Below are 24046 nucleotides of genomic sequence, written 5' to 3'. Positions count from 1 at the left end.
GGGACAGTGAGGCAATGGGGCAATACGGCCGCACGAGTCGCATCGGCCGGGCGGAACAGCAAGGGAGATCGGGACTGCGGGCGGGGAAGACGCCGTCAGGCGGTCGCCGCGTGCCCGTTGTCGGCGTGCCCGTGCGCCGCGCCCACCAGCTCGTCGAAGCGCAGGATCACCCGCTCGTGGTACATCCCGAACAGATCCTCGAACAGCGCGACCTGCGCGTCGGACGGCCCGGAACCGGAGTCCCACACCGCCGCGAGCGCCCGCCAGACCAGCACGTGCAGATCCGGTGCGCCCGCGAAGAACGCCTCGACCGCCTCCGGCACCTCGAGCACCATCTCGCCGACCGAGTTCATGATGGCCCGCTGCATGGTGAGCCCGAGCGCCGTGAGCAGCCTGCGGACCAGCCCGACCTCGATGGCCAGAATCTGGCGCAGGTCCGGATCATCCTGGCGGGCAATGGCTTCCAGCTTGTCGATCTCCGCCTTGAGGACGGTCTGATCGATCGCCTGCTCGCTGCCGGTGTAGGCGAGCAGCGTCTCCATCACGATGCCGCGCTCGACATCGACGATGTCGCGGAACATCTCGGTCGCGACGTCTGGCATCGGAATCGAGAACCGGAACAGCTGCCGATACACATCGACGCCACCGGCCTCGCGGACATCGCGGATGGTGAAACCCTTGCCGCGGCGCGCCTCGACGAATCCGTTCGTCTCCAGCCGTCCCAGCGTCAGCTGCGCGGTCGCCCGGTTCATGTCGAACTCCTCGGCCACCTGCCGCACGGACGGCATGAGATCCCCCGGCTGATACTCCCCCGCGGCAACCCGGCGTGCCAACTCATCGGCAACGTCGGCGACTACCGTCTGGGATCCCATCGAAGTCACCTTTCGACTACGTTCGAATACGTCCCAGACAGTCTAAGGCCTACTGTGCCAGACTGCACGTGTGTAACACTGGTCGGCGCACAGTGTGAGGTGAGTCATGGCGATCCGGCGCAGCGGCGACAGTTCAGACGAGGGTTCAACGAGCAAGCGCTCGCGCCTTTTCGCGTCGAGGTCCGACGGCAAACCCCCAGTTCGCACCGCTGTTCGCAATGCGAAGCTCGCCGCACTGCCCTTGGCCTTCGCCGGTCGGCAGGCCGCGGGCGTCGGTAAACGCGCCCTCGGCAGATCGTCCGAAGAAGTCAATCGAGACATCCAATTGCGCACCGCCCAGCACATGTTCGAGGTGCTCGGCGAGTTGAAGGGCTGCGCCGCGAAACTCGGTCAGCTGCTTGCGATTTACGAACTGGCGCTGCCGCCGGAGCTCGCCGAGCCGTATCGGATCGCGCTGAGCCAGCTGCAGGACGCGGCCCCCGCCATGCTGCCGCGGACGGTGCACGAGGCCATCGCGGCCAGCATGGGTGCGGACTGGCGCGACAGCTTCCGGGAATTCGACGATCGACGGGCGGCCGCGGCCTCGCTCGGCCAGGTACACCGCGCGGTGTGGCACGACGGCAGGGCGGTCGCGGTCAAGGTGATGTACCCCGGCGGCCGCCAGGCGGTGGAGGGCGATCTGGAGCAGCTGCGCCGGATCTCGCATCTGGCCACCGTCTTCCTGCCCGGCGCCGACGTCAAGGCGGTCACCGAGGCGATCTGCGACTGCGTCCGGGAGGAACTGGACTACGCGGCCGAGGCCGAGTATCAGCGCGCCTTCGCCGTGGCCTACGCGGACGACCCGGACTTCTACGTCCCCGAGGTGGTCGCGCAGTGCGGCGACGTGCTGATCACCGAGTGGGTCGAGGGCACCCCGCTCACCAGGATCGTGGCCACCGGCGCGCAGGACGAGCGCGATCGGGTCGGCATGCTCATGGTTCGTTTCGTCACCTCCGGCTGGGGACGGCACGGGCTGCTCTATGCCGATCCGCATCCCGGCAACTTCCGCGTACTGCCCGACGGACGGCTCGGCGTGGTCGACTTCGGGGCCTGCTGTGCCTGGCCGCCCGAGGGTTTCGAGGAACTGGCGATCGACTACTGCAAGGCCTTCTTCACCGGCGGCGGACCCGAGCAGCTGGAAGCGGCGACCCGGCGGCACGGCTTCGTTACCTTCGGACGCGCGTTCGACAGCGACGCGCTCTACGCCGTTGTCGAACCGTGCAGTGAGCCGTTCAAGCACGCAACCTATCGGATGACGACGCCGTGGCTGCGCAAACAGGTGCTGCGCACCACCAATCCGCGGCTGTCGAATGTGGTGCGCGAGATGACGATGCCCGCCTACTTCACGCCGTTCGCGCGGGCCGCGCTCACGCTGGTCGGGGTGCTGAGCCAGCTGGAGACGGAGGGGCCGTACCGCGAGGAGATCCTGCGCTGGATGCCGATGCTGGCCGAGGCGCTCGGCACGCTCGAGGATCCCGACCCGGACCGGCCGGTGGACTTGGCCGCAGTCCGCGAGCAGCGGGCCCAGGCCGCGAATCGCCAGATGTCGGTCGGCTGAGCCGGGCCGTCCCCCACGGGCAAGGTACGACACCTACCGAGACATGCTGTCCCAGACAGTGCTAGGGTTCGGATAATTACCCCTCAGTTGTGCAGGGAGTCCGTCGGCAGCCAGCCGAGTTCTTCCGCAGCCGCTGGCTGAGCGTCCGCACCTAGGCCTACCGAGGAGAAGCATGGGCAGAATCATCGGCCGTCGTAAGCGCCGCAAGTCGACCCGAGCGCTCGCGGCGGGGAGTCCGCCGCAGAATCCTGCCGTGCTCCCGGCACGGACGCCGGACAGCTTGCGCGCGCGGGCTTTCGGACTCGGACTCGCCGGTACCGGCGCGGCACATTTCACGGCGCCGCAGGCCTTCGATCCGCTGACCGCGCGCGCATTTCCCCGCGCCACCCGCCGCTGGACCTATCGCAACGGGCTCACCGAAGTAGTACTGGGACTGGCCATCACCTTCCGGCGGAGCAGGCCGCTCGGGTCGGTGGGCTTCATCGCCTACCTCGCTTTCCTCGCGGCACGTTTCTCCGGCGCCCGGCCGGTCGAACAGTCCGGCACGCACGCATGGTGACCGGCACGGCCTGACCGGCGCGGTCGCGGACTTCCGGAACACGAGGGGTTGCCGGAAATCGGACCGCAGGCGGGCCTTCCTGGCCCGACCACTCCCACCGATGCGCACCACCCGCCCACCCGCGCACAAAACGAACACCAGCGGCGAGGGCGTGCACCGCGCAATATGATCGCGAGTGGTTCGACCGGGAGGGAGTGAGTGGTGTGACAACCGAATCGGTACTGGAGGCGCAGGCGCGCCCGAAGCGCTTCGCGGATCTGTTCGCCCATCGGCGCTGGATCCGGCGTAGCGACCCGTTCCCGCATGTGTACGCCCGCGACGTGTTCGTACCGGAGTATTTCGCGCGGATGAGCGAGGACCTGGCCCGGGTGCGTCGCGAAAGCCCCGACCTGTTCCAGCAGGTGGCGGCGAACTACAGCGCCGACGGGATCCGCCTGGCCAATCTGCGGGGCACCGCGTTCGATGTGTTCGCCTCCCGGGAATGGCACGACCTGGTCGCGGGGATCGCCGGCGTCACCGCGACCGGTGACGTCGAAGGGTCGGTGCATCATCACGCGCCGGGTGCCCCGTACGGGTGGCCGCACAACGACCTCAATCCCGCGTGGTTCCCCGGCGAGCCGCCGAGCCCCGACGAGGTGCGGCTGCCGGCCGACTCGGTAGACATCAAGTCCGGCCAGCGTGAAGCCGGGGTGCTCGCCCGCGAGTCGATCCGCGCGGTGGCTGTGCTGTTCTACTTCGGCAACCCCGAATGGCAGCCGGGCGACGGCGGCGAAACCGCGCTCTACAACAACCTTTCCGATGGTGAGAAGCTGCCGGAGCTGACACTGATTCCGCCACTGGATAATTCGCTGATCCTGTTCGAAGTCACGCCGCGCACCTGGCACACCTTCGCCGGCGGCAACATCAAGGACCGCAACAGCGTGGTGATGTGGGTGCACCGGACCAAAGACGACGCGGTGGCCCGCTGGGGAGGGGACAAGATTGTCTACTGGTGAACGCCGGGTCTGCCTGATCACGGGCGCGGGCGGCACGCTCGGCAACGTGTTCTGCCGCTCCTATTACACCGAGTACGACATCGTCGCGGTCTGCCGCACCCGCACGCCCGCGGTGCCCTCGCAGCTGGAGTCGTTCGTCGACCCGCTGGAGCCGGAAAAGCCGGTGCCGGAGAACAATTCGCGAGTCTTCGTGGTCCGCGCCGATCTCACCGTACCGGGCGAGGTGGAGCGGGTGGTCGATCTCGCGCTCGCCCGGTACGGCAAGGTCGACCTGCTGGTCAACAATGCCGCGCACGTCCAGTTGCAGCCGCGCGGCATCGTCGACGGTGACGCTTCGCTGGAGCAGTTCGATCCGCACTTCACCTTGAATGTCGCGGTGCCGCTGCGGTTCGCAGCCCGGCTGGCCCAGCGCAGCTGGCTGCACACCGGCGCCGAGAACCGCGCGGCGAACCGGAACATCGTCAACGTCTCCAGCATCTCCGGCTCGGAGGTGTATCCCGGGCAGACGCTGTACTCCGCGTCGAAGGCGGCGCTCAACCAGCTGACCCGGAATATCGCCGACGAATTCGCGGAGTTCGGGGTGCGCGCGAATGCCATCGCGCCCAACTCTTTTCCCGCAGTGGTACCCACCGAGCAGGTCGCGCAGGCGATCATCGAACTCGACGGCGGCAGCTTCACCGGCGGGGTGTTCGGCATCGGCGCGGAGCCGAGCGGGCCGGACGGCGCGCCCGCCCAGCTCGCCGAGGCCGAACAGTAACCGCTACCGGGACGCGCCGGTGACCCGCTCGGACAGCTCCCACAGCTGTTGCGCGAGCGCCTGATCCACCGCCTGCTTGTTGCTCGGCGGCTCCAGCTCGAGCCGGTGGAAGTAGTGCCCGTTGATGTCGTCGGCGGTGGTTGCCAAGTGCACCAACGGTTCCGAGCCCTTCTTCGGATTGATGAAGAACGGTTTGGCCAGCGGGGACCGGATGAGCGCGCCGAGGCCGAGCGGCGCGTTGTCGTACACATGGGTGGCTACCGCGCCGGGGTGGAACGCGGCGGTGACCAGACCGGTGCCAGCGGTGCGGCGCGCCAATTCCCGGGTGAACACGATGTTCGCCAGCTTCGACGCCGCGTAGGCGCCCATCTGGTTGAACGACCCGGTGGTCGCGTTGACGGTGTCGAGGTTCAGCTTCGCCATCCGGTAGGTCATGCTGGCGGTGTTGATCACCCGCGCCTGCGACTGCACGAGCCGGTCCAGCAGCAGGCTGGTCAGCAGGAACGGGGACAGGTGATTGACCTGGAAGGTCAGCTCGTTGCCGTCGTCGGTGGCGGTCCGCTTCGGCCAGGAACCGCCCGCGTTGTTGGCGAGCACGTCGATGCGCGGATAGCGGTCGAGCAGCTGGTCGGCGAGTTTGCGTACCTCGTCGAACCGGGCGAAGTCGGCGAGGAAGGGCTCCGCACCCGCCTTGGCCGCCACCTCGGCCGTCCGCTCCGGTGACCGGCCGACCACCGCGACGGTGGCGCCGCGGGCGGCCAATGTCGCCGCCGCCTCGGCGCCGATACCGGAGCTCGCACCGGTCACCACCACGGTCTTCCCTGTCAGATCCTGGTCCTGCACAGCCATCCCTGCCTCCTGAACATCGGCCAAACGCGAGCAGCCGGACGTAGTCGATCCCCGGCCTGGTACGGCCGCAGGTACGCCTAACTGACCTGATCGTCTTCGGCCCGCGCGGATTCAGCAAGGGGTGACGCGCCCGCGAAGTGCGCGGCGATGTCGTCGGTGGTGGTCGACCACACGCCGGGATGGTTCACCACGTACTCCAGCGCCTGATCCAGATACTTGGCCCGGAACGCCTGCCCGATGACGAAGGGGTGCAGCGCGAGCGCCATAACCCGGCCACTGTCGGCCGACTCCGCGTAGAGCTGGTCGAGTTGGTCCCGCACGATCCGCACGAAGTCGGGGCCGCTGGTCCCCTTGCCGAGGAACAGGGTGTTGTCGTTCAGCTCGACCGTGTACGGAACGCTCAGCATCCCGGGCACATTCAGCCGATAGGGCTGGTCGTCGTTGGTCCAGTCGAGCACGTAGCTCAGGCCGAGCTCGGCCAGCAGCGCCGGGGTGTGAAAGGTCTCGGTGAGCGCCGGGCCCATCCAGCCGCGCGGCCTGCGCCCGGTCGCCCGCTCGATCGTCTCGACCACCTCGGTGAGGTAGTCGCGCTCCTGCTCGATCGTCATATCAGCCTGGAAGATAGAGTTGTTCTTCCCGTGCGCCAGCCAGGCCCAGTCCCTCGCCAAGCCCGCCGTGATGATCTGCGGATTGTGCTCGACCACATCGGAATTGAGCAGCACGCTGGCGCGAATACGGTGCCGGTCCAGGATCTCGGTCAACCGCCAGATGCCCACCCGGGGGCCGTAGTCGCGCCAGCCGTAGTTCAACGGGTCGGGGGCGAGGCCGGCGGTCCCGGGGAAGATGCTCGTCGAAGGCTGATCCACCTGATAGTGCTCGACGTTCAGGCCGACATAGAAGGCGACGCGAGCGCCGTCCGGCCAGCGAATCGGGGCGCGGTCGGTGATCGGGCTGTAGTCGTAGAGCTCGTTGTCCATGCGTCGATTCTCGAATCTGACACTCATGTCAGGTTCAATCCCCGCGCGGCGTGAGATACCGCACAGGCCCGCGGATCGGCGGCGATTCGGGCGAGGCAGCCGCGCCGCGACGGTGTGTATTCTCCCCGGCGGACGTAAACAACTGATTTCGTCACTACACGGGTAACTCGCCGGGTACGCCCAGAACGCAGCATGCCGTGAACCGCCGGGCCGCGACGGTACGTTGAGCGCACCGAACGACCGGCAAGAGACGCGGAGAGGCGGAGGAGCTCATGCGAGTCGACGGGCGGGAAATCCCGGTAACGGGCAACCTCCTACAACCGCTGATCCGGCGGACGAGCGACATCATTCGCGTGGTGCTCGCGGCGACGTGGGTGGCGATCGTCATTGCGGCGTCGGTGATCACCCGGCCGGAATGGCTTGCGCTGGAACGTTCGGTATCCAACATCGTCGGATTCTTGAACCCCGACCAATCGAATCTGGTGTATCTCGTCTACGGCATGGCGATTCTGGCGCTGCCGTTCGCCATCCTGATCGAATTGATCATCGGCAGGCAGTGGAAACTGCTCGCCGGTTACGCGGCGGCGGGGCTCACCGCCGGACTGCTGCTCTCGATCACCGGCACGGGCCTCTCGGCGCCGAAATGGCATCTGCAGGTGCCGGATCGGCTCGACACCTTCCTCTCCCAATTCCTGGACGATCCGCGCTGGATCGCGATGCTGGCGGCCGTGCTCACGGTGTCCAGCCCGTGGCTGCCCAACCGGCCCCGGCGGTACCTGTGGTTCCTGCTGCTGGCGTTCGCGCCGATCCACTTGGTAGTCAGCACCGTGGTGCCCGCACGGGCGATGTTCGGCCTTGCCGTCGGCTGGCTGGTCGGCGCGGTCATCGTGCTGGTCGTCGGCACGCCCGCGCTGGAGGTGCCGCTCGACGCCGCGGTGCGGGTGCTGGCCAGACGCGGGCACACGGTCACCAGATTCACCGTGGTGCATCCGGCCGGGCGCGGGCCGCTGGTGCTGGCCGCCGCCATCGACGGGCCCGAACGCGGGCTCGTCGTCGAGATGTACGGCAAGAATCAGCGCAGCTTCGGCGCACTGCGCCAGCTCTGGCGCTGGCTCACCTTCCGCGCCAGCGAAACCGCGGCGATGCACGGCTCCATGCACCGCGCCGTCGAGCATCGCGCGCTGATGACCATCGCCGTCGGCGACCTCGGCCTGGCGAGCAGCACACCGGTCGCCGTCGCGGCGCTGGACCGCGGCTGGATGCTGCACGCGCACACCATGCCCAAGGGCACCCGGATCAGCGAAGCGTCGGTCGACCAGCTGGCCGGGGTCTGGAAATCGCTCGGCGCCCTGCACCAGGGTCAGATCTCGCACGGCGACCTGCGCCCGACCGAGATCCGAATCGACAACGGCACCACGCTGTTCGGCGGCTTCGCCAACGCCGAATACGGCGCCTCGGACAAGCAGCAACAATCCGATATCGCCCAGTTGCTGGTGTCCACCACGGCGATCTTCGGCAAGGAGCCCGCGGTGGCCGCGGCCATCGAATCCCTGGGCAAGGAGCCGGTCATCGCCGCGGCGAGCCGGCTCGCCAAGTCCGCCATGCCCGCCGGGCTGCGCAAGTCGGTGCCCGGCTGGAAGGACGCGCTGGCGGACGCCCGCGACGAGGTGCGCAAGCAGACCGGCCAGGACAAGATCGAGGCCGAGCAGATCACCCGGTTCACCCGCAACCAGATCATCCAGCTGGTGCTGCTGATCGGGCTCGTCTACGTCGCGTACCCGTTCATCAGCGCGGTGCCGACGTTCTTCACCCAGCTCAAGACGGCCAACTGGTGGTGGGCACTGCTCGGGCTCGCCGTCTCGAGCCTCACCTATGTCGGTGCGGCGGCGGCGCTGTGGGCCTGCGCGTCCGGCGCGGTGAGCCTGAAGAACCTGGTGATCATGCAGATCGCCAACACCTTCGCCGCGACGACCACCCCGGCCAGGGTCGGTGGCCTCGCCCTCAGCGTCCGGTTCCTGCAGAAGGGTGGTGTCGGCACGGTGCGCGCCACCGCGGCGGTGGCGCTACAGCAGGCGGTCCAGGTGATCACGCACCTGTGCCTGCTCGCGGTATTCAGCATCGCGGCGGGCACCTCCGCGGATCTTTCGCACTTCGTGCCCGATGCCACGGTGCTGTATCTGATCGCCGGTGTCGGCGTCGGCATCATCGGCACCTTCATGTTCGTGCCGAAATTGCGCCGCTGGCTGAATAATTCGGTGCGCCCGCAATTGCAGGAGGTACTCAGCGAGCTCGCCCAACTGGCGCGCGATCCCAAGCGTTTCTCGGTGATCATTCTCGGCTGCGCCGCGATCACCCTCGGCATGGCCGGTGCGCTGTGGGCCAGCGTGGAAGCCTTCGGCGGCGGCACCACGTTCATCACCGTCACCATCGTCACCATGATCGGCGGCACGCTGGCCTCGGCGGCGCCGACACCCGGCGGTGTCGGCGCCGTCGAGGCGGCGCTGATCGGTGGTCTGGGCGCCTTCAACGTGCCGCTGGACATCGCGGTGCCCTCGGTGCTGCTCTACCGCGTGCTCACCTGCTGGCTGCCGGTGCTGTGCGGCTGGTTCACCATGCGCTGGCTGGCGTCGAAGGACATGATCTAGACCTCAGCCGGCTTGGTGGCCAGCAGGACTCCCGTCGCGGGCTGGACGGCGTGGAAGGTCACGGCGGCGAATCCAGCCGTGGTCAGCATGTCTCGATAGCGGCGAATATCCACCGCCGCCAACGGATCCGAGTGGTGATCCGAGCCGATCTCGTCATGCGTGCGGCGCGCGGCGGCGCGTGCCATTACCCGGACCACCGCGGGCAGTACCCGGCCGGTCGGATGGGTATCGGCCAGCAGTAGCGTGCCGCCGGGCCGCAGTATCCGGAACATGTGTGCGACGGCCGCCGCGCGGTGCGCCTCCGGGATATGGTGCATGGCGAAGGTCGAGGTGACCACGTCGCAGGAAGCGTCGGGCAGCGGTAGCGTCTGTGCGGCACCGAGTTCGAATCGGCAATTCGGCACCGCACGGGAATGCCGGGTCGCGAACTCGATCATTTCCACGGCCGGATCAATGCCGACAGCAGTACCGTCGGGGCCGACTCGCGCGGCCAGCGCTCGGACGAGATCACCTGGCCCGCAACCGATGTCGGCTACCGCATGGCCGGGGGCCGCACCACTGAGGACGACCAGCCTGGCGTTGAGGCGGTTACCTCGACCGAGTAGAAATAGAGCCTTGAATATGCGGTAACGCCGCGGCTCGGTAAGCAGAACACCGGTTTCGGTGTCATGGTGGCCCTGTCGAATGGAAGACTGGGGTGCGTTTTTGGTCATGTGTTCATGGTCGGGAGGGGCCGCCACTTCGACCAGAGGCAAAACCACGGAAACCGTTCCATTCGGGACGGATTCGCGACATTTGTACGGGAGGCACATTGTCGTCGGAAGTGAAAAGACTGACGGGCAGCACGGATCGCCGGGTTCGGCGGACCAAAAGCCTGCTGCATCGGGCGTTGATCGAACTCATGCTGGAGCGCGGTTACGACCGAATCTCGGTGCGCGACATCCTGCACCGGGCCGATGTCGGACGGTCCACGTTCTACGCGCACTTCCGCGACAAGGACGACCTGCTGTTGCTGAGCAGCACCGACTACCTGCGGGCCGCGGTGACCGCACCCGGCGCCGACACAGGCCCGGACGCCGCGACACCGCTGGCCCCCGTGCAAACACTGTTCCAGCTGGCCGCGGCGAATCCTGAGGTGTACCAAGCCCTGCTCGGTCGCAAGAGCGGTGCACTGCTGCTGCGGACGACGCGCGAGATGGTCGCCGAGATCCTCGCCGAACGCCTCGCCGAGCAGCTCGACATGGACGAGGGCGAGTTCGCCGCGACCGTGACGTTCCTGTCCTGGGGCGTGGTCGGGATACTCGGCGCGATCGCCGACGCCGACCCGCCGCTCTCGCCCACCGAGGCGTACCGGCGCCTGGTGCAACTGATCGGACCCGGCCTGTCCGGCCGGGTCCGATCAGGCTGAGCAGGGTTTCAGGCGACCACGCCTGCGAGCCGAGCGGTGATCAAGGCTTCGGCCTCGCTGACCATGCGGCTGATGAGCTCCGCGCAGGTGGGGATGTCGTGGATGAGGCCCTGCACCTGACCGGCGCTCCAGATGCCCGCGTCGAGGTCGCCCTCTTCGAAGACGCGGCGGCCGCGGGCGCCTGCGACCAGGTCGCGCACGTCGTCGAAAGTGCCGCCCGCCTTCTCGATTTCGACGACCTTGCGGCTGATCTCGTTGTCCGCGACGCGGGCGGTGTTGTGCATGGTGCGGAAGATCAGCTGGGTGTCGCGTTCGGTGTGCGCGACGATCTGCTCCTTGACCTTCTGGTGCACCGCGGACTCCTGCGTGCACAGGAAGCGGGTGCCCATGTTGACGCCGTCCGCACCGAGGGCGAGGGCGGCGACCAGGCCGCTGGCGTCGGCGAAACCGCCGGACGCGACCATCGGGATGTCGAGCACCCGTGCGGCGGCGGGGATCAGGATCAGGCCGGGCACGTCGTCCTCGCCGGGGTGGCCCGCGCATTCGAAGCCGTCGATGCTGACGCCGTCGACGCCGATCCGCTGCGCCTTCAGCGCGTGCCGCACGCTGGTGCACTTGTGCAGCACCTTGATGCCCGCGTCCTTGTAATACGGCAGGAACGGTTCCGGATTGCTGCCCGCCGTCTCGACGATCTGCACGCCGCTGTCGATGATCGCCTGCACGTACTCGGCGTAGGGCGGCGGGTTGATCGACGGCAGGATGGTGACGTTCACGCCGAACGGCTTGTCGGTCAGCTCCCTGGTGCGGGCGATCTCGCGGCGCAGGTCCGCCGGTGTCGGCTGGGTGAGCGCGGTGATGAAGCCGAGCCCGCCCGCGTTTGCGACGGCCGCGACGAGCTCGGCGCGGCCGACCCACATCATTCCGCCCTGCACGATCGGGTGTTCCACACCGAAGGTCTCGGTGAACCTGGTCCGCAGCATTGCGCTCTCCTCTGCCTCGCGCGGGCGTGCCAGTTCGCCCGAAGACCTGAATGGTGACACGAGGATCCACTCGGGTTCAACCCATAAGTGAGCCAGCATTCGCATCTGGATGCCACACTTGAGCCTTTGACCGGCCGCTCCGACGAGCGGAAGTTCAGGGAAATTGCCAGCTGATCCGCCATTTTCCGGAGAGAACGTCGCCTCGGCCGAATTAACCGCGATTCATAACTTGATCTCTTGCCGCTGCGCTAAGTTACTTGTTATTCTGCTCGCAGTTCAGCCCGTCACAGTTGTCGGCCACCCCGGCGGACGCAGGTGACGGTCCGAGAGGAGTTCGTGGCATGACCACCGGTGCGCAGGCGCTCGACGAGCCGCTCAAGTCGCGGCGCAACCACTGGAACAACCAGATCGCCGGGCACGCGCAGATGCGGCCCGACGCGGTCGCGCTGCGCTTCCGAGGTGCGGACACCACCTGGCGGCAGTTGCACGAGCGTTCGCTGAAGTTCGCCGACGCGCTCGCCCGCCGCGGCGTCGGCTTCGGCGATCGGGTGCTGATCCTCGCGCTGAACTACCCCGAATACATCGAGGCCGTGTTCGGCATCAACGCGCTCGGCGCCATCGCGGTCCCGGTCAACTTCCGGCTCACCCCGCCCGAGGTCGCCTACATCGTCAGCGACAGCGGCGCGAAGGCGATCGTCACCGACACCGTGCTGCAACCGCTGGCCACCGCCGTGCTGGCGCAATCCGCCACGCTGGAAACATGTTTCGTGATCGGCGGGGCGACCGCGGACGGCGTGCTCGGCTTCGACGATGTGCTCGCCGAGGGCGGTACGCCGCACACCCCGCTCGACATTCCCGAAGACACCCCGTCGCTGATCATGTACACCTCGGGCACCACCGGCAGCCCCAAGGGTGCGATCCTGTCGTACGCGAACATGAATTCCCAAGCGCTGACCGTCATTCGGGCGCTCGCGACGGAGCAGAGCTCGATCGGCTTCTGCACCTCGCCGCTGTTCCACATCGCCGGACTCGGCAGTCTCGCACCGTGTTTCCTGCTCGGCGCGAAGACCGTGCTGCATCCGCTCGGCGCGTTCGACCCCACCGAATTCCTCGACGCGATCGAGCAGGAGCAAGCGACCAGTGCGTTCTGCGTGCCGGCGCAGTGGCAGGCCATCTGTGCCGAGCCGACGGTGAAGGAGCGCAAGCTGGCGCTCACCGCGCTCAGCTGGGGTGCCGCACCCGCCTCCGACACGGTGCTGAAGGCGATGGCCGAGTGCTTCCCGAACGCGTTCAACGTGGCGGTATTCGGTCAAACCGAGATGTCGCCGATCACCTGCGTACTGGAGGGCAAAGATGCGCTGCGCAAGCTCGGTTCGGTCGGCAAGCCCATCCCGACCATCCAGGCCAGGATCGTCGACGACGAGATGAACGATGTCGCACCCGGTGAGGTCGGCGAGATCGTCTATCGCGGACCGACGCTCATGCAGGGCTATTGGAACAAGCCCGAGGCGACGGCGGAGGCGTTCGCGGGCGGCTGGTTCCACTCCGGCGACCTGGTCAGCCAGGACGAGGAGGGCTTCATCTGGGTGGTGGACCGCAAGAAGGACATGATCATCTCCGGTGGCGAGAACATCTACTGCGCCGAGGTGGAGAACGTGCTCTTCGCCCACCCCAAGATCCGTGAGGCCGCGGTGATCGGCCGGGCGCACGAGAAGTGGGGCGAGGTGCCGGTCGCCGTCGTCGCCCTCAACAGCGCTGAGGACGAGCTCACCCTGGACGAGCTGACCGCGTTCCTCAACGAGAACCTGGCCCGCTACAAGCATCCCAAGGATCTGGTGCTGGTCGATGAGCTGCCGCGCAATGCCAGTGGCAAGGTCGTGAAAGGCCAACTGCGCAAAGATTATTCATCCTGATTCCGGGCAGCTGAGTATGGTCGTGGGATGGCGAACCCTCGGATCCGCGCGGCCGTACTCGCTCTGCACTGGCAGGTGAATGTCATCAAGCCCGACGGGTTTTTCGGCCCGATGCTCGCGGAGCCGGTGGCGGCCAGCGGGGTCGTCGCGCGTGCGGTGGAGTTTCACGACGCCGCTGCCGCGCGCAAGATTCCGGTGGTCTTCACTCGGTTCACCATTCCGGTGGGTGAGGGGGAGTTGGTGCGCAATACCGGGTTCATGCGCTCGGTAGGCGCGGCGCAGACCGAGTTCCGGCCGGATTCGCCTGGTAGTCAGCTCATTCCGGAGATGGCGGCGCAGGCGACCGAGGTCTTCGACAACCAGAAGCTGTCCGGGTTGGCGGGCAGCGCACTGGCGGAGTGGCTGGCCGGCCACGGCATCGATACCTTGTTCGTCACAGGTGTCGCGACCAATTTGACGGTGGAGCAAACGGCAAGGCAAGCCACCGATCTGGGCTTCACCGTGCACGTGCTGGCCGACTGCACGGCCGCTGCCGACGTGGCAGCACACGAGGCTTCGCTGGCTAATCTCGAACTCGTCACCGCGGGTTCGCTGACCGCGGCACAGGCGCTGCAGCTGACCGGCCACCACTGACATTCGCGGCACAGCACCGTGCTTGAATGATTCCGGCAACATGACAGCTACGGTCGAATGTTGGTGGACCATCGCCGCTTCGGCCGCTCCGCCCATTAGATCAGGAGCCAGCTCGGTGAAACCCACCCACCTCGCGGTTTTCGCCGCGACCGCCCTCGCGGTAGCAGTCTGCTCGACCGGCTGCGGCAACAACGACCAGGACCACTCGGCGCACGCCACCTCGACCACCGCCGTCCCGACGTCCTCCTCGACCTCGACCACCGCCGACCCGGCGTCGTCCTCGACCGCACCAAGCACGCCGTCCGCCGAAATCGTCGAGGACGTCAACTGCGGCCCCGTCACCGACGCGGGCGGTGGCACCCGCACCGTCATCGCGGTCGGCGGCACGGCGGGCCGCGTCGGCTGCACCGAAGCGATCACCGTGGCAACGAAATACGTGACAACGATCAGCAACACCGACGCGCAAACCGTCGACGGCTGGCAGTGCAACGCCCAACCCGACCCGGCGACTCCCTCCAGCTGCTCGAAGGACGGCCTCGTCATCGCCCTGCGCGCCAACTGATGTCGGCGCCGCCGGACCTCGATCAAAGATCCGGCGTCACTGCCGACGGATCCACGCCCGGCGCGAGGTCCAGCTCAGGCCCGGGCCAGAACGGCGTCGTAGTCGTGGCTGGCGATGACCTCGATGTCGGCCGGGAGGGCGTGCAGGCGCTGGATGGTGCGGAAGGCGGCGTCGCGGTCGGCGTCGAAAAGGTTGCCGGGCATGGGAGCCTTTTCGCGGATCAGGCTGATCTGCAGCGTGTTCCAGACGGCGTCACCGGCGAGCAGGACTCGGGTGCCGTCCTCGACTGCCAGCAGGACGCCGATGCTGCCGGGGGTGTGCCCGGCCAGGTCGACGAGGATGACGGCACCGTCGCCGAATACATCATGGCTGCGCGGGAAGGTCAGGACCGGCGGGCCGTCCAGTTCCACCGGGGCGATGGCTCGGCCGCGTAGCGGTTCGCGGATGACGCCGATCGGGGCCTCGGCACCGTGCATCGCCCAGTCGTATTCCACCGCGGGGACCCTGAGTTCGATCGAGTCCGGTAGTTCGAGCAGGCCCGCGACATGATCCCAGTGCAGGTGGGTGGCCAGGGTGAAATCGATGTCGGTGGGGGCGAGATCGCGGGCGGCGAGCGCGTTGCTCAGGCCGAGGACCGGCTTGTCGGGCGACACCAGCTTGCCGACCGGAAAGGGGTGACCGGGCAGGACCCGCTCGTGCACGTCGGAGCAGATGGCGGGATCGACGAGGAACCTGGCCTGCGGATGCTCGATCAGGAAGGCGCCCATCGACATCGGCAACTCGCGCAGGCTGCGCACCCCCTCGGCGACGATGATGGCGGGCGCGGCCATCGTCGCCTGCGGCAGCGCGGTCAACCGGACCGTCGCGGTGGCCTTCGGGGCGGGCGTGTCCGCCAGGCTTGCCAGAAACGCCGCGTCGGGCTGCCGCGGGCGGAGCAGGCGGCCGGGCGTCGCGGCCAGCGCGGCGCAGCAGCGGGCCAGCGTGCGGAGGGTTCCAGGACGGCCATCGGCCAGGCGTGCGGAGTTTTCGCTCACCTCGCCACGGTAGGTGATGGGTGTTCGCGGCGCATGCCGCGCAAGAGACTCTTCTCCACAGTGCGATATCTCGGCATAATCGCGGGGGGTACCTGGGCGGTCGAGACGAGCCGCCGTTGCGGGGGTAGTACGTCTCGGGATGGATCGGAGCTCGATGGTACGCAGTCGTGCGGCGCTCACCACCACGGCGGTCACGGCCGTGGCGGAGCTGCTCGGCGTCGATGCGACCGCCGTCTGCACCGACGCGCCGTTCACCGATCTCGGCCTGAACTCCACCCAATTGGCGCGGTTGACGGCACGCCTCGAGGACGCGATGGGGGTGGAGGTTTCGCTCACCGCGATGTACGACTACCCCGACATAGACCGGCTGGTCGAGTATCTCGCGATGCGATGACGGGGCCCTGGGTATCCATCATCGGGATCGGTTGCCGCGTGCCGGGAGCCGAAGGCGACGAATTCCGGGGGCTGCTGGGGCGCGACGCTACCGGTCCGAAAAGGGACGCGCCGCGCGGCGAATATCCGGACGACACCGCGTGGTTCGACAACGAATGGTTCGCCATCGCCGACCAAGCGGCGGCGCTGCTGGATCCGCGGCAACGGATGGCCATGGAGGTCGCGGTCGAGGCCATCGATGATGCCGGTATCGGCTATCGCACCAGAGGTTCGGGGGCCGCGGTGCTCTTCGGCTACGACCACAGCCCGATGCTCGGCCGGGATGGATTCGACGTACCGCACGCCGGCACCGCGCTCAGCGGCGTCGCCACTCGGTTGTCCGCCGCGCTGGAGCTACACGGGCCGAGCCTGGTGGTGGACAGCGCGGGATCGTCGTTGGTAGCCGTCGACTTGGCGGTCCGGCTGCTCGTCGACGAGGCGGTGCCGTTCGCCATCGTGGGCGGGGTCGATCTGCCGCTGCTCGCATCGGACTACTTCGCGGAGAACGGATTCCGTTCACCGGACTCCCTTGATTTGGATGGCGATGTACGCCGTGCCGCCTGCGCCGTGGTGATCATGCAGCGCACCGGCGACGCGTTGCGTGAAGGCAATCGGGTATACGCGGAACTCGTTACGACATCGTGTTCCGTTGTTACACAGGGCATTTCATCGCCAACCGAACAGATCCGGAACGGCTCGACGGCCTCCGACGACATGTACCGTACGGCCGGCGCAGGCCTGATCGGACTGATCGAGGCAGCACTGTCTGTTCACGACGGAGCCGGCACGGCTACGGCCGGTGCGCACAGTCCACAGGTGTCCACCGCGCCTGGCGATTGGACCGCTGCGCGACCGAGCGAAACCCACTGGGGCATCAGCGCATTCGACACCGACGCCGCGCACGTACTGCGCCGCATCGAGACATCACCGTTGGTCCGCAGCGACGATCCGCCGGTGCTCATCCCCATCACCGGGCGCGACGCCGATGAACTGAGCGCACAGGCGCTCCGGCTCGCCGACCGACTCGAACCCGGTACCGAGCCGTTGCGTGAAATCGCCTCCGCTGCCTCACGATTGATGCCGGAGCAGACACGGGCGTGTGTGCTGGCCGACGCCCGTGACGATGCGGTGCATCGGCTGCGCGCGCTGGCAGACGGCGATCCGAGCAGAGCGGTGATCGGTCCGTCCCCGACTCGAAGGCCGGGCGGACTGTTGTTCTTGTTCACCGGTACAGGCGAACAACATCTCGCCATGGGACGGGCACTCGCCGCCCGGCACAGCACATTCGCGGCCGCGTTGACCAGGGTCGCCGACGCGATCGTTACGGCAGGCGGGCCTCGGGTCTGGACGCCACGGCACGGCTTCGCCATCGGCGCTGCGAGCAATGGAAACGGCTCACGCACATTCGCCCATCCCGCGATTTTCGCGTTCCACTTGGCGATGGCGGAACTGCTCGCGACGTGGGGTATTCGGCCGGACGCGGTGGTGGGGCACGGTCTCGGTGAGATCGCCGCGGCCGTGGTCGGCGGCGCGCTGTCGGTGTCGGATGCGGCGCGGGTCGTGCTGCGGCGCAGCGCGATCCTGTCCGAATCTGTGGACAGTGACGCGGTAGCCCTGCTGCTCGCACCGTCGCATCTGGTGGTGAAACTGGTGGAGCCGATGCGCGCACAGGTCGCCGTCGCGGCGATCAACGGTCCGCGGTCGGTGGTCGTCTCGGGCACCCCGCGCTACATCGATACGCTGGTGCGGCGGGCCAAGCGCCGCGACCTGCCTGTGCTGCGGCTCACCGACGAGTCCGCCGCGTACCCGCGCCTCGCCACCGTCCCTGCGGAGTTCATCGAATCGCTCGCCGACTTGGCACCGACGGCACCGCACACTCCGCTGTACTCCACCACCCGCCGCGGCGAGCTGATCGACACCGCAGTGCTGGACGGCAAGTACTGGGCCGAGAATGCTTCGCGGACAGTCGATCTCGCCGCCGCGCTGGAGCGGGCCGCCGCGGACGGACTCTCGACGGTGCTGGAGCTCGCGCCACATCCCTCGTTGCTTTTGGCGGTCGAGGAGTACCCCCAATTCCATGGCGGCGCTCACCCGGTGGCGACTCGTGCCGACGAGGCCGGCGCTTTCCTGACCTGCCTGGCCCGACTCCATCTGGAAGGGCGACCGGTCGACTGGTCCGCGCAAGGCCCGTTCCGTACCGCACCACGGCGGGTGTGGCGCAAGCGTCGATTCCCCCTGGCTACCGACATAGCGGCACCGGAGTCGACCGAATCCGCTTCCGTCTCTGACGATCTCGCCGACCACGTGATCAACGGCGTACCGACCGTGCCCGCGACTTTCTGGCTGCTCGGGCTGCTGCAGCTGACCCGCACCAGCGGCGCTGCCGCGACGATGCTCACCGACTTCGTGCTGCACGAGCGGCTCGATCTCGCGGCGCTGCCCGCGGTCCGCTATCGCAGGCACGGCGGAAGTGTACGGGCGGAGGTCACGGCGGCCGCAGCGCTGGCATCGGCGCGGCCCGGCGGCGACCCCACACCCGCGGATATCGTCGCATGGATGCGAGTGGTGGATGCCAACCGGGCTGGGCGGCACCGCATGCGGGTCATCGCACCGGCCGCCTTCTACGACGCGCTGCGCGCGCTAAGGCTCGAGTACGGACCGCGTTTCCGCGCGCTGCGCGGCATCGCGACGGGTCCTGACCGGGCGGTCGGCGTGTTCGATGCCGCTGAAACGCGGAGTGCCGCAACGTTGAGTGGCTGCCTACATCTGCTCGGTGCGATTGCCTTCGATGAGATGCCCACGGGGGCGAGCCCGCTGTCGATCGGCATCGACTCCGTGTGGCTGTCGGCCGAACCGAATCGGGTGGTGCTGGAGGCGCACGCCTTGCTCCGCGAGCGTACCGACACCGGATTCAGCGGCGACGTCATCGGCACCGACCAGCACGGCGTGCCGTGTCTGGCGATGTGCGGCGTGCGTATCCGGTTTGCGGAATCCAGCCCTTCCGCACGTCTTTCCGTGCGCCCACGAGATACCGAGCGGCGGGTACCTTTCCGCCAGGAGATGTGGGAGTCGCACGACACCGACTTCTTCGGCACAGCGAGCTGCGCTCCCGACCACCCGATCGCCATCCGCGCCTTGGTAATCGGCGATTCGGAACTGGCGATCCGGTTGTCCGACACACTCTCGACCACCCTGCCCACCGAGCGGGTCGCTCGCGAACCCGACGCCGCGAGTACCCTCATCACCGCCTTGCCGATGTCGGGTACCGGTAGCGCGCACACTGCCGTTGTCCTCGTCTGGCCATCCGAAACAGCCTCTTCGGCCACGCTATCCGACCCCATCGGCCCCGGCCGGAGTGCCACCGCGACCACCTGCCGGGTACTCGACCTGCTGCAACGCGTGCATGCCGACGACGGCACCGGGTCCCTGACGGTTGTGCTGCCGGAACCCGTCGAACGAACCACCGCGTCCGGGCTGCTGAGCACCGATACCGATGCCTTGGCCGCCCCCCAGGCCATTGCCGGTCTGGTTCGCTCCTTGCAGCTCGAATCCGACCTTCCGGTGCGCCTGATCTGGATCGACACGGATCTCAGGAATGTCGCACCGTTGAGTCGGCTCGTTGCTCGGGGACCGAGCGCTTCGACCCGGCTTCTCGACGAGATACGGCTCCGGGCAGGCGCTTTCGCGATCCGGCGCTTCAGCCCCGCACAGCTTCGTCCTACTCCGACCGCCACCGTCGACGCCACCGGCACCTACGTGGTCACCGGTGGTTTGGGTGCGGTCGGCGCGGTCGCGGTGCGCTGGCTGCTCGATGCCGGGGCACGCGACGTGGTGGTGCTCACCCGCGCGCCCCGCCCGGTGCCCGCACTGCTGGACGGACTGGAGGACCGGATCGTCATCGTCCGCTGCGACGCCGCCGATCGGCGCGATCTCGCGAACGCGCTCAACGACATTCGGGAATGCGGCTCGACCATCCGTGGTGTCGTACACGCCGCAGGCACAGCGACCGAAGCAACCTTCGACGCGACCACCCCGGGGCAACTGGCCGAAGTGTTCTCGCCCAAGCTGACCGCAGCAAGCAATCTGATCGGACTCACCTCGGCCGACCCGACCGACTTCATTCTGCTGTTCTCCGCGGCCACCGGTGCACTCGGCGGACCAGGCCATTCCGCCGAAGCCGCTGCCAACGCCGCGATGGATTCCCTCGCACTGGCGCACCCCGGGCGGGGCGTGCTCAGCATCGGCTGGGGTGCGTGGACGATAGGTCCGGCAGTACCGCCACGGCAGGCGGGCATAGCCGGCTTCGACGCCCGCAGTGCGGCCGCGTTGCTGTCCGACGCGCTGCGGTTCACGGGGGCATACCTTTTGGCCGTCGACTACACCCCGTCCGCCGACACCGCACCCATGGCGACGCGGCTGACGAATCTGCTTGCTCCCATGACGGCTTCGTCCGAGCACACCCGCACGGCCGAACGCCATCCATCCGACACCCTCGGCCGCCTGGTCGACGCGCACCTCGGCGAGGCCCCATGACCGCCTGCAACAGCCTCGCCGCCCGGATCGCCGAGTGGGCCGCGTCCCGGCCGGACACGGTGGCCTGCACCGAGCTGCGCTACCGGATACACGAGCGGCTGCCCGTCGACATGACCTATGCCCGCTTGCATACCGCCGCAGGCGAACTCGCCGAACGGATCCGGGACGGCAGCGCACCGGGCGACCGGGTCGCCATCCTCTGCGCGCACGGACTCGACTATGCGGTCGCGTTTCTCGCCTGCCTGTACAGCAATCGCATTGCGGTGCCGTTGTTCCCGGCGGCCGGTACCCGCAACAAGGAGCGGCTGCTCGCGGTACTCGCCGATGCGCGGCCCACGCTCGCCTTGCTCTCGCACGGAGACTCGACCAGTTCGTCCGTACTGGGTCCCATGCTCGGCCAGGTGCTCGAACTCCCGTCGGATGTCACTGCGCCGCCTGCGGATTCGGCCGAACCGGTCATCGACCCGATCCGCACCGACCTCGCCTATCTGCAATACACCTCGGGCTCCACCCAGTCGCCCGCCGGCGTGCGGGTCACCCACGCGAACATGACGACTGCACTGGAACAGCTCTGTCAGGCGCTGGCACCCTCGCCGGACAAGCCCATTCTGACCTGGCTGCCGTTCTTCCACGACATGGGTCTCATCCTCGGTATGGCGCTGCCGCTCTACTGCGGCGTGCTCGGTGTGACGATGTCCCCCTCGGAATTCGTCAAGCGCCCGATCCGGTGGCTGCGTGCCGTCAGCGACTACCGCGCGGGAATCACCGGTGTGCCGAATTTCGGTTTGGCCCTTGCTATTTCGGCGACAACGCCGGAGGAGCGGGCCGGACTCGACCTGTCCTGCCTCGACATGCTGCTCAACGGCTCCGAACCCATTCGGGCCGAGGCCCTCACGGAATTCACCGCGACGTTCGCCGAGTACGGCTTCCGGCATCAGGCACACACGCCCGGCTTCGGCCTGGCCGAGGCGACACTGACCGTCACCATCGGTGACTGGCGAAAACCGCCGGTGGCACAGCACTTCGACCGTGGTGCGCTCGCCGAGGGCCGGGCGGTGCCGCATGCCGCCGAACCGCCACCGCTCGGCGGTGCGCCGCTGGTCGGCTGCGGGGCACCGATCGGTCAGGACGTGCGCATCGTGCACCCGGTTTCCTGCGTCGAGCTGCCCGTCGGCCGGGTCGGCGAGATCTGGGTCACGGGCGCCAATGTGTGCGACGGCTACCACGGCAGACCCGACGCCACGGCCGAGACCTTCCACGCCACCCTGCGCGGCAGCGACGCCCGCTGGCTGCGCACCGGCGACCTCGGCTTCTGGTTCGACGGTCAGCTCTACATAGCGGGACGCCGCAAGGATGTCATCGTGGTGGACGGCCGCAATCACTTTCCGGTCGATATCGAGGCGACGGTCGAGAGCTGCGCCGCCGCGATCCGGCCCGGCCATGTGACGGCGTTCGGGCACGACGACGGGCGCCGTGAAGATCTGGTGATCGTGGCCGAACTGACCGCCGTCGAGGCCATCGAGCCCGCCGAACTCTCGGCGCTTGCCCGCCGGATCCGCGCGGAAGTCGCGGCCGCACACGAGGTAATACCCGGTGCGGTAATGCTGGTCGAGCCAGGACGCATACCCAAGACGACCAGCGGGAAGCTGCGCCGCGGTGAGTGCCGTGCCCGCTATATCGCCGGTCAGCTCGAGCCGGTGGCGATGATCTGAGCTCGGCCGAAACACCGTCGAGGTCCCGCCGATCCGGCCGGTCGGCCGCGAGGATGTGGCCTATGGCAACCGAGATCATCGCTGTGCGGTGGAAAGACGTCCCCGAGGCGCACGACTACCCCGCAGCCGCCGACTACTTGGAGTTGCTGGCCGGACCGAAGATCGTCAGCGCGGTGGTGGACGATCTGCGGGCCGCCCCGATCGTGCACAAGAAGGCCAAGGACATTCTTCGTGCCGCGCGGCTCGAGCTGCTGCCACCGGAGAACCTGCACGTCCGCCGCGATTTGATCAAGATTCACAATGGCAAGGCGTTGTCGCCGATCCTGTTGGTGCGCGGCGACTTTCGCACCGGGGCGCCGATGGTGATCGCCGACGGTTACCACCGGGTCTGTGCGATCCACTGGGCTGACGAGAACATCGCTATTCCGGCGAAACTTGCCGCGATGCCGTGATCTTCCCGCTGGCGCGTTCACAACATCGCTGCGGTGAATTACCTGGCCACGCGAGCTTCGACCTGAACATTCACTCTTCGGTGCGACCGAGGAGCCGATCCGTCTCGCGCCGTTCACGTTTGGTGGGCCGCCCGGAGCCGCGATCGCGGCGCGGCAGGGCGGCGAGGAGTTCGCGCGGCGGTGGCGGCGGGCTGCGGTCGATCAGGCATTGGGCGGCGATGGGAGCACCGACGCGCTTGGTGACAATCTGTTCGACGATCACGATGCGTTCGAGGCCGCTGACGCGGATACGCACCTCGTCGCCGGGCTTGACCGGCTGGGCGGGCTTGGCCGCGACGCCGTTGACGCGGACGTGACCGCCTCGGCAGGCCGCGGCGGCGGCGGATCTTGTTTTGAACAGGCGCACGGCCCAAGTCCAGGAATCGACTCGGGCCTGCGTCGCAGTGCTCTTGTTTCCGTTGGTACGGATGCCGTTATCGGCGGGGGTCACCCTTAAACGATACGGCGTGCGGTGACGACGTCGCCGGGGCGGAGCGGGGTGTAGGAGACGGGCGAGCCGGACTGGACGGCGTTGAGCAGCTTGCCGTCGCCCGCGTAGATGCCGACGTGGTTACCACCGTTGGTGATGACGATGTCGCCGGGCTGCAGATTCTGGAAGGCCACCGGAGCGCCGACGTGCGACTGCTCGAAGCTGGTGCGGGGGAGTTCGACGCCGGCCTGCCGGTAGGCCCACTGGACCAGACCCGAGCAGTCGAAGTTGGACGGGCCCGCGGCACCCCAGGAGTACATCGCGCCGACCTTGGTCTTGGCGGCGTCGAGCGCGATATCACTGGCACTGGGAGCGGGATTGAACATGCCGGGCATGTTCGGCGCGAAGTTGGGAACGCCGGGCGCCGCCTGCTGCGGTGCACCGGGCAGCTGCGCGTTCGGCATAGCCGAGACAGCCTGCTGGATCTGCTGGTTCAGTTGCTGGACCGGCGCCTCGTATTCCTGTGGAACAGGAACGTCGAAGTTGCCGAGGCCGGGAATGCTGACGGTTGCCGCCATCGCGGGAATCGCCGGCATGGCACCGGTTGTCGCGGCCACCGCGCCCATCACGAGGGCACCCTTGACGGAATTCGGCAAGCGAGAATCCC

The 24046-nt window shown here is 67.9% G+C and carries 21 protein-coding genes; 13 read left to right on the top strand and 8 right to left on the bottom strand.

Annotation, left to right across the window (positions count from 1 at the left end):
- Window positions 1-95 precede the first annotated feature (95 nt).
- Window positions 96-872 (bottom strand): GntR family transcriptional regulator, encoded by a 777-nt coding sequence (locus tag NN4_RS19275; protein WP_147133019.1) that lies wholly within the window; start codon window positions 870-872, stop codon window positions 96-98.
- Between the two features lie 106 nt (window positions 873-978).
- Here NN4_RS19275 and NN4_RS19270 point away from each other — a divergent pair, with 106 nt between their 5' ends.
- The 4 genes from NN4_RS19270 (at window position 979) to NN4_RS19255 (ending at window position 4780) form a co-directional block, all read left to right on the top strand.
- Complete coding sequence (locus tag NN4_RS19270; protein ID WP_246180957.1) at window positions 979-2469, top strand: ABC1 kinase family protein; 1491 nt, start codon at window positions 979-981, stop codon at window positions 2467-2469.
- Between the two features lie 172 nt (window positions 2470-2641).
- Window positions 2642-3028 (top strand): DoxX-related protein, encoded by a 387-nt coding sequence (locus tag NN4_RS19265; RefSeq protein WP_147133016.1) that lies wholly within the window; start codon window positions 2642-2644, stop codon window positions 3026-3028.
- 203 nt (window positions 3029-3231) lie between these two features.
- Window positions 3232-4023, top strand: coding sequence for a 2OG-Fe(II) oxygenase family protein (locus NN4_RS19260; protein WP_147133013.1), 792 nt, complete (start codon window positions 3232-3234; stop codon window positions 4021-4023).
- Window positions 4010-4780, top strand: a complete 771-nt coding sequence (locus NN4_RS19255) for an SDR family NAD(P)-dependent oxidoreductase (protein ID WP_246180956.1) — start codon at window positions 4010-4012, stop codon at window positions 4778-4780. The genes NN4_RS19260 and NN4_RS19255 overlap by 14 nt, the downstream gene beginning before the upstream one ends.
- 3 nt (window positions 4781-4783) lie before the next feature.
- Here NN4_RS19255 and NN4_RS19250 read toward each other — a convergent pair whose 3' ends face one another.
- Both NN4_RS19250 and NN4_RS19245 read right to left on the bottom strand, forming a co-directional pair.
- Window positions 4784-5629, bottom strand: coding sequence for an SDR family NAD(P)-dependent oxidoreductase (locus tag NN4_RS19250; RefSeq protein ID WP_246180955.1), 846 nt, complete (start codon window positions 5627-5629; stop codon window positions 4784-4786).
- A 77-nt stretch (window positions 5630-5706) separates the two neighbouring features.
- Window positions 5707-6633 carry a polysaccharide deacetylase family protein gene (locus tag NN4_RS19245; RefSeq protein ID WP_246180954.1) on the bottom strand — a complete coding sequence of 309 codons (927 nt, stop codon included), beginning with the start codon at window positions 6631-6633 and terminating at the stop codon, window positions 5707-5709.
- A 245-nt stretch (window positions 6634-6878) separates the two neighbouring features.
- Between NN4_RS19245 and NN4_RS19240 the strand changes: the two genes are divergently transcribed.
- Window positions 6879-9251, top strand: a complete 2373-nt coding sequence (locus NN4_RS19240) for a lysylphosphatidylglycerol synthase transmembrane domain-containing protein (RefSeq protein WP_147133010.1) — start codon at window positions 6879-6881, stop codon at window positions 9249-9251.
- Here the strand turns inward: NN4_RS19240 and NN4_RS19235 are convergent.
- A complete protein-coding gene (locus NN4_RS19235; protein ID WP_147133007.1) occupies window positions 9248-9964 on the bottom strand; it encodes a class I SAM-dependent methyltransferase in 717 nt (238 codons plus the stop codon). The genes NN4_RS19240 and NN4_RS19235 overlap by 4 nt on opposite strands.
- Before the next feature lie 110 nt (window positions 9965-10074).
- On the opposite strand from NN4_RS19235, the gene NN4_RS19230 reads away from it, so the two are divergent.
- Window positions 10075-10659, top strand: coding sequence for a TetR/AcrR family transcriptional regulator (locus tag NN4_RS19230; RefSeq protein WP_246180953.1), 585 nt, complete (start codon window positions 10075-10077; stop codon window positions 10657-10659).
- A gap of 8 nt (window positions 10660-10667) precedes the next feature.
- Here NN4_RS19230 and NN4_RS19225 read toward each other — a convergent pair whose 3' ends face one another.
- Window positions 10668-11639: an NAD(P)H-dependent flavin oxidoreductase gene (locus tag NN4_RS19225; protein ID WP_147133003.1), complete on the bottom strand. Its 972-nt coding sequence runs from the start codon at window positions 11637-11639 to the stop codon at window positions 10668-10670.
- Between the two features lie 341 nt (window positions 11640-11980).
- On the opposite strand from NN4_RS19225, the gene fadD5 reads away from it, so the two are divergent.
- The 3 genes from fadD5 to NN4_RS19210 all read left to right on the top strand — a co-directional run bounded on the left by fadD5 (window position 11981) and on the right by NN4_RS19210 (window position 14747).
- A complete protein-coding gene (gene fadD5 / locus NN4_RS19220; protein WP_147133000.1) occupies window positions 11981-13552 on the top strand; it encodes a fatty-acid--CoA ligase FadD5 in 1572 nt (523 codons plus the stop codon).
- 27 nt (window positions 13553-13579) lie between these two features.
- Window positions 13580-14185, top strand: a complete 606-nt coding sequence (locus NN4_RS19215; RefSeq protein WP_147132998.1) for a cysteine hydrolase family protein — start codon at window positions 13580-13582, stop codon at window positions 14183-14185.
- Between the two features lie 115 nt (window positions 14186-14300).
- Complete coding sequence (locus NN4_RS19210; RefSeq protein ID WP_147132995.1) at window positions 14301-14747, top strand: hypothetical protein; 447 nt, start codon at window positions 14301-14303, stop codon at window positions 14745-14747.
- Between the two features lie 74 nt (window positions 14748-14821).
- Here the strand turns inward: NN4_RS19210 and NN4_RS19205 are convergent, their stop codons facing one another.
- Window positions 14822-15781: an MBL fold metallo-hydrolase gene (locus tag NN4_RS19205; RefSeq protein WP_246180952.1), complete on the bottom strand. Its 960-nt coding sequence runs from the start codon at window positions 15779-15781 to the stop codon at window positions 14822-14824.
- Window positions 15782-15935: 154 nt separating this feature from the next.
- Between NN4_RS19205 and NN4_RS19200 the strand changes: the two genes are divergently transcribed.
- The 4 genes from NN4_RS19200 to NN4_RS19185 all read left to right on the top strand — a co-directional run bounded on the left by NN4_RS19200 (window position 15936) and on the right by NN4_RS19185 (window position 22910).
- Window positions 15936-16175, top strand: a complete 240-nt coding sequence (locus NN4_RS19200; protein ID WP_135234088.1) for an acyl carrier protein — start codon at window positions 15936-15938, stop codon at window positions 16173-16175.
- Window positions 16172-20746 (top strand): SDR family NAD(P)-dependent oxidoreductase, encoded by a 4575-nt coding sequence (locus tag NN4_RS19195; RefSeq protein WP_147132992.1) that lies wholly within the window; start codon window positions 16172-16174, stop codon window positions 20744-20746. Before NN4_RS19200 ends, NN4_RS19195 begins: the two co-directional genes overlap by 4 nt.
- Window positions 20743-22458 (top strand): fatty acyl-AMP ligase, encoded by a 1716-nt coding sequence (locus tag NN4_RS19190; RefSeq protein ID WP_147132989.1) that lies wholly within the window; start codon window positions 20743-20745, stop codon window positions 22456-22458. Before NN4_RS19195 ends, NN4_RS19190 begins: the two co-directional genes overlap by 4 nt.
- A 74-nt stretch (window positions 22459-22532) precedes the next feature.
- Complete coding sequence (locus NN4_RS19185; RefSeq protein ID WP_147133158.1) at window positions 22533-22910, top strand: hypothetical protein; 378 nt, start codon at window positions 22533-22535, stop codon at window positions 22908-22910.
- A gap of 70 nt (window positions 22911-22980) precedes the next feature.
- On the opposite strand, the gene NN4_RS19180 is transcribed toward NN4_RS19185, so the two are convergent.
- Both NN4_RS19180 and NN4_RS19175 read right to left on the bottom strand, forming a co-directional pair.
- Window positions 22981-23400: an RNA-binding S4 domain-containing protein gene (locus tag NN4_RS19180; RefSeq protein WP_246180951.1), complete on the bottom strand. Its 420-nt coding sequence runs from the start codon at window positions 23398-23400 to the stop codon at window positions 22981-22983.
- Between the two features lie 2 nt (window positions 23401-23402).
- The gene (locus NN4_RS19175; protein ID WP_308633330.1) at window positions 23403-24035 is read right to left on the bottom strand and encodes a C40 family peptidase; all 633 of its coding nucleotides are present in this window, start codon (window positions 24033-24035) and stop codon (window positions 23403-23405) included.
- Window positions 24036-24046 lie beyond the last annotated feature (11 nt).

Origin of the sequence: Nocardia ninae NBRC 108245, assembly GCF_007990755.1 — a bacterium.
Lineage (GTDB): Bacteria > Actinomycetota > Actinomycetes > Mycobacteriales > Mycobacteriaceae > Nocardia > Nocardia ninae.
This window is presented reverse-complemented; position numbering and strand designations above follow the sequence as displayed.

Coding starts and splice junctions, on each gene's coding strand:
- NN4_RS19195 (WP_147132992.1), top strand. CDS start 16,172: ATGACGGGGCCCTGGGTATCCATCATCGGGATCGGTTGCCGCGTGCCG.
- NN4_RS19235 (WP_147133007.1), bottom strand. CDS start 9,964: ATGACCAAAAACGCACCCCAGTCTTCCATTCGACAGGGCCACCATGAC.
- NN4_RS19275 (WP_147133019.1), bottom strand. CDS start 872: ATGGGATCCCAGACGGTAGTCGCCGACGTTGCCGATGAGTTGGCACGC.
- NN4_RS19190 (WP_147132989.1), top strand. CDS start 20,743: ATGACCGCCTGCAACAGCCTCGCCGCCCGGATCGCCGAGTGGGCCGCG.
- NN4_RS19200 (WP_135234088.1), top strand. CDS start 15,936: ATGGTACGCAGTCGTGCGGCGCTCACCACCACGGCGGTCACGGCCGTG.
- fadD5 (WP_147133000.1), top strand. CDS start 11,981: ATGACCACCGGTGCGCAGGCGCTCGACGAGCCGCTCAAGTCGCGGCGC.
- NN4_RS19245 (WP_246180954.1), bottom strand. CDS start 6,633: ATGAGTGTCAGATTCGAGAATCGACGCATGGACAACGAGCTCTACGAC.
- NN4_RS19250 (WP_246180955.1), bottom strand. CDS start 5,629: ATGGCTGTGCAGGACCAGGATCTGACAGGGAAGACCGTGGTGGTGACC.
- NN4_RS19240 (WP_147133010.1), top strand. CDS start 6,879: ATGCGAGTCGACGGGCGGGAAATCCCGGTAACGGGCAACCTCCTACAA.
- NN4_RS19225 (WP_147133003.1), bottom strand. CDS start 11,639: ATGCTGCGGACCAGGTTCACCGAGACCTTCGGTGTGGAACACCCGATC.
- NN4_RS19265 (WP_147133016.1), top strand. CDS start 2,642: ATGGGCAGAATCATCGGCCGTCGTAAGCGCCGCAAGTCGACCCGAGCG.
- NN4_RS19270 (WP_246180957.1), top strand. CDS start 979: ATGGCGATCCGGCGCAGCGGCGACAGTTCAGACGAGGGTTCAACGAGC.
- NN4_RS19215 (WP_147132998.1), top strand. CDS start 13,580: ATGGCGAACCCTCGGATCCGCGCGGCCGTACTCGCTCTGCACTGGCAG.